Source organism: Hydrogenophaga sedimenti, from assembly GCF_051857515.1.
In the GTDB taxonomy this organism is placed as follows: Bacteria; Pseudomonadota; Gammaproteobacteria; order Burkholderiales; family Burkholderiaceae_C; genus Hydrogenophaga.
In genome coordinates, this window is sequence record NZ_JBPZHA010000029.1 from 1 (window position 1) to 3,607 (window position 3,607).

Annotated in this window: 3 protein-coding genes and 2 pseudogenes; 3 read left to right on the plus strand and 2 right to left on the minus strand. The window is 64.3% G+C overall.

All coding sequences use genetic code 11. From position 1 onward, the window contains the following. Nucleotides 1-122: 122 nt before the first annotated feature. Together ACS5NL_RS22625 and ACS5NL_RS22630 are read right to left on the minus strand one after the other, a co-directional pair. Nucleotides 123-296, minus strand: a pseudogene (locus ACS5NL_RS22625) (acyl-CoA synthetase); the annotation flags it as partial. A gap of 59 nt (nt 297-355) precedes the next feature. Further along, on the minus strand, nt 356-703 hold the full coding sequence (locus tag ACS5NL_RS22630; protein WP_439356251.1) for an RNA-binding S4 domain-containing protein: 348 nt from the start codon (nt 701-703) through the stop codon (nt 356-358). A gap of 69 nt (nt 704-772) precedes the next feature. Between ACS5NL_RS22630 and ACS5NL_RS22635 the strand changes: the two genes are divergently transcribed. The 3 genes and pseudogenes from ACS5NL_RS22635 to ACS5NL_RS22645 all read left to right on the plus strand — a co-directional run. Then, a complete protein-coding gene (locus ACS5NL_RS22635) occupies nt 773-1,414 on the plus strand; it encodes a hypothetical protein (protein ID WP_439356252.1) in 642 nt (213 codons plus the stop codon). Between the two features lie 63 nt (nt 1,415-1,477). Beyond that, nucleotides 1,478-2,953 (plus strand): aldehyde dehydrogenase family protein, encoded by a 1,476-nt coding sequence (locus tag ACS5NL_RS22640; protein WP_439356253.1) that lies wholly within the window; start codon nt 1,478-1,480, stop codon nt 2,951-2,953. Nucleotides 2,954-3,087: 134 nt separating this feature from the next. After that, nucleotides 3,088-3,483: pseudogene (locus ACS5NL_RS22645) on the plus strand (branched-chain amino acid ABC transporter permease); the annotation flags it as partial. Nucleotides 3,484-3,607 lie beyond the last annotated feature (124 nt).

Genomic DNA, 3,607 nt, shown 5'->3' on the forward strand with positions numbered 1-3,607 from the left:
GCGATGCGGTCGATCAGTTCCAGCGGTGTGAGGTGCAGCTCATCTGCCTTGGCACCACGCTTGTCACTGGTGGGCTCGCTGCGCTGTTTGGCACAGCGGTACACCAGTTTGCTTCCCTCTTTGGCGAGTTGACGGCAGCGCGCGTAAGTTTGCGCCCAGGTCTGGCGCAGGGCGCCGTGGATGATGGCCACGCGGTCCGGGTAGACCAGCGCCGAGCGCTCCAGGTACAGCAGAGGGGTCAGGGCTGCGAAGTTGGCGTCGTTTTTGGGCAGGTCTTGCGCGTAGATGTTCGGCATCGGTTTTCTCCTTGTGGGAATCCTGCATCGTGCCTCAAGTGGCGAGGCGTGGCCTCGGGTCAATCCCCGTTGTCGGGGGAAACCTGATCCAGATCAGGATCGGGCAGCACCTTGATGCGGGCACCGTGCAGGCTCACCACCTGACCGCCGCGGATCTTGGCCGTCTTGCGCAGCTCGTCGCGGCCATCAACCTGCACCATGCCTTCGGCCACCATGGTCTTGGCGCGTCCGCCGCTTTCGGCGAGGCCGCAGGCCTTGAGCAGGCGGTCAAGGGTGATGAATTCGCCACGCAGGGGAAAGGTGATCTGTTGCAGGGGCATGGTGGGGGGGCGATTCAGGGTTGTCAGGGGGATGGACGCGGGCACAAGAGGGGTTTCACCGTGCACAATCTCGGGATTGTGGATCACGCTGTTTTCAGATACGGTGCGATCCGCGTGCCCCACCTCTATTTTGTCCCGTGAGGGGACCGCTTCGCCATGAGCATGAAGAAAACCGACCTGGAAAAGAACAAAGCCATCAAGCTGCGCGAAGGCGTGCAGAAGGCGCCGGTGCCGACGCGCTTTGGCGTGGCTTCGACCGCCGTCCCCGATCGCCGCGAGCAGCGTCGCCTGGACCAGGCGGCGGGCCTGGTGCCGTTTGCCTGCAAGCTCAAGGACGAACTGGTGCAGCGCCTGCGTGCGCTGGCTGAGCAAGAGGGCGGGGACCTCAACGCCCTGACCGAACGTCTGATCCGTGCTGGGTTGAGCGCCGAGGGCGTGCGTGTGCCGACAGCCAAGAAGGCAGTGCCCCCCGCAATCGCCAAGAAGGTCGCGGTGAAGTTGCCGACGGTGAAAGCACCTGCAAAAGCGCCCGCAAAGGCTCCGGCGAAACCGGCTGCGGCGACCGAGGCGCCGGTGAAACCTGTGAAGAAGGCCGCTTCCAAGCCGACGACCCCGGTGGCGGCCCAACCCGCAGCGGCGAAGAAGGCCGCCGCCACCAAGACGGCAGCCAAGCCAGCACCGGCCAAGAAGGTGCCCGCCAAGAAGGCCGCGACGCCGACGGCTGTGGTTGCCAACAAGGCCCCTGCCAAGAAAGCGGCTGCCAAAAAGGCCACCCCTGTCAAAACCAAGAAGGCCTGATCTCGGCGGGTGGGTCTCCCACCCTGATGTGGCCTGATCTCGATCGTTGAACCTGGAGTTCTCATGACCCGACCTGTGATGCACCTTGTCGATCCCAAGACCGGGGAGTCTGATCCCGCGGACATCCGTCGGGTCTTTGACTCGCAACTGGCCACCTCGCTGGCCTGGCGCGAATCGACGATTGCCGAGCGCATCACGCGCCTGAAGAAGCTGCGTGAGGCCATGCTGGCCCGTCGTGCCGACTTCTACGCCGCGTTCGAGAAGGACTACCGCAAGCCCGCCATCGAGGTCGACGGCACCGAGTTCATGCCGGTGCTCGAAGAGATCCGCCACACCATCGGTTCGTTGAAGAAATGGGCTCAGCCCAAGCGCGTGCGCCCGACCATCGGCACGCTGTTCACCGAAAGCTGGATCGAGTACCAGCCGCGTGGCCGTTGCCTGATCATCGCGCCGTGGAACTTCCCGCTCAACCTGTGTTTCGGCCCGCTGGTGTCGGCACTGGCGGCCGGCAACACCGTCATCCTCAAGCCCTCCGAGATGACGCCCTCGGTCAGCGCCGTGATGGCCCAGGTCATTGCCGACACCTTCCCGTCCAACGAAGTGGCCCTGTTCGAGGGCAGCCTGCCGACGTCGACCGCGCTGCTGGAGCTGCCGTTTGACCACATCTTCTTCACCGGCTCCCCGGCCGTGGGCAAGGTGGTGATGGCAGCGGCGGCCAAGCACCTCACCAGTGTCACGCTGGAATTGGGGGGCAAGTCGCCCGTGATCGTCGATGAGACGGCCAACTTGCGCAACGCCGCCGAGGTGATGCTGTGGGGCAAGTTGACCAACTGCGGTCAGATCTGTGTGGCGCCCGACCACGTGTTCGTGCACGAGAGCGTCAAAGACCGCTTCGTGGCCGAGTGCCGTAAGGTGCTGGCCGATCGTTACGGTGCCACGCCCGAGGCGCAGCGTGCCTGCCGCGACCTGACGGGCGTGATCAACCAGCGTCACACCCAGCGCATTGCCGGGCTGCTGCAAGACGCCGTGGCCAAGGGCGCGCGCACCCTGACCGGTGGCGAGGTGGACGTGGCGGGCTGCTACATCGCGCCGACGCTGCTCGATCAGGTGCCCCGCGACGCGGCCATCATGTCGGAAGAGATTTTTGGCCCGCTGCTGCCCATCCTGACCTTCCGCAACGTGGACGAGGTGGTGCGCCAGATCAACGAGGGTCCCAAGCCGCTGGCGCTGTATGTGTTCAGCCAGGACAAGGCGCGTACGCGCCGCATCCTGGCGCAGACCAGCTCGGGTGGTGTGGCCATCAACCAGGTGGTGCTGCACTACGCGCAGGGCAACCTGCCTTTCGGCGGGGTCAACAACTCCGGCATCGGCAACGCCCACGGCGAGTTCGGCTTCAAGACCTTCTCGCACGAGCGTGGCGTGCTCAAGGGTGGCTCGATCAACGCCGCCAAGATGCTGTTCTACCCACCTTACACGGGCCTCAAGCGCCGCCTGGTTTCGCAGTTCCTGGGGATGCTGAAGTACCGCCTGCCCCTGTGAGTCATCGTGGACGAAGGGTGATCCCCAGCGGGGGGCGCCCCGCGAATGGCCGATAATCCCAACCGTTTGATTTCGACACTGCCCGCCTGCTGGTCGCGACCTGCCTGGCGGGCTTTTTGCATGCCTCACGGATCGTGGACATCTTCATTCAACAACTGATCAATGGCCTGGTGCTGGGCAGCATGTATGCGCTCGTGGCCCTGGGCTACACCATGGTGTACGGCATCGTGAACCTCATTAACTTCGCCCACGGCGAGGTGCTGATGGTGGGGGCGCTGGTGAGCTGGACGGTGGTCACCCTGCTGGGCGACACCGGCTGGCCCGGCTGGGTGCTGCTGAGCCTGTCGCTGATGGCGGCCATGGCCGTGTGCATGGCGCTGAACTACGCGATCGAGAAACTGGCCTATCGGCCGCTGCGCAATGCGCCCCGACTGGCCCCGCTGATCACGGCCATGGGCATGTCGCTGCTCTTGCAGACGATGGCCATGATCATCTGGAAGCCCGATTACAAGCCTTATCCCATCCTGCTCAACGGATAGGAAATTCAACCGCATGAGGCCAAGTATGGCACGAGTTTTGGGCCTCGAAACACGTTCGGCCAAGGAAGGTTGAGCGCTCGCTTGCCGCTCAATGGCAAGAGCTTGGGAGGCAGTA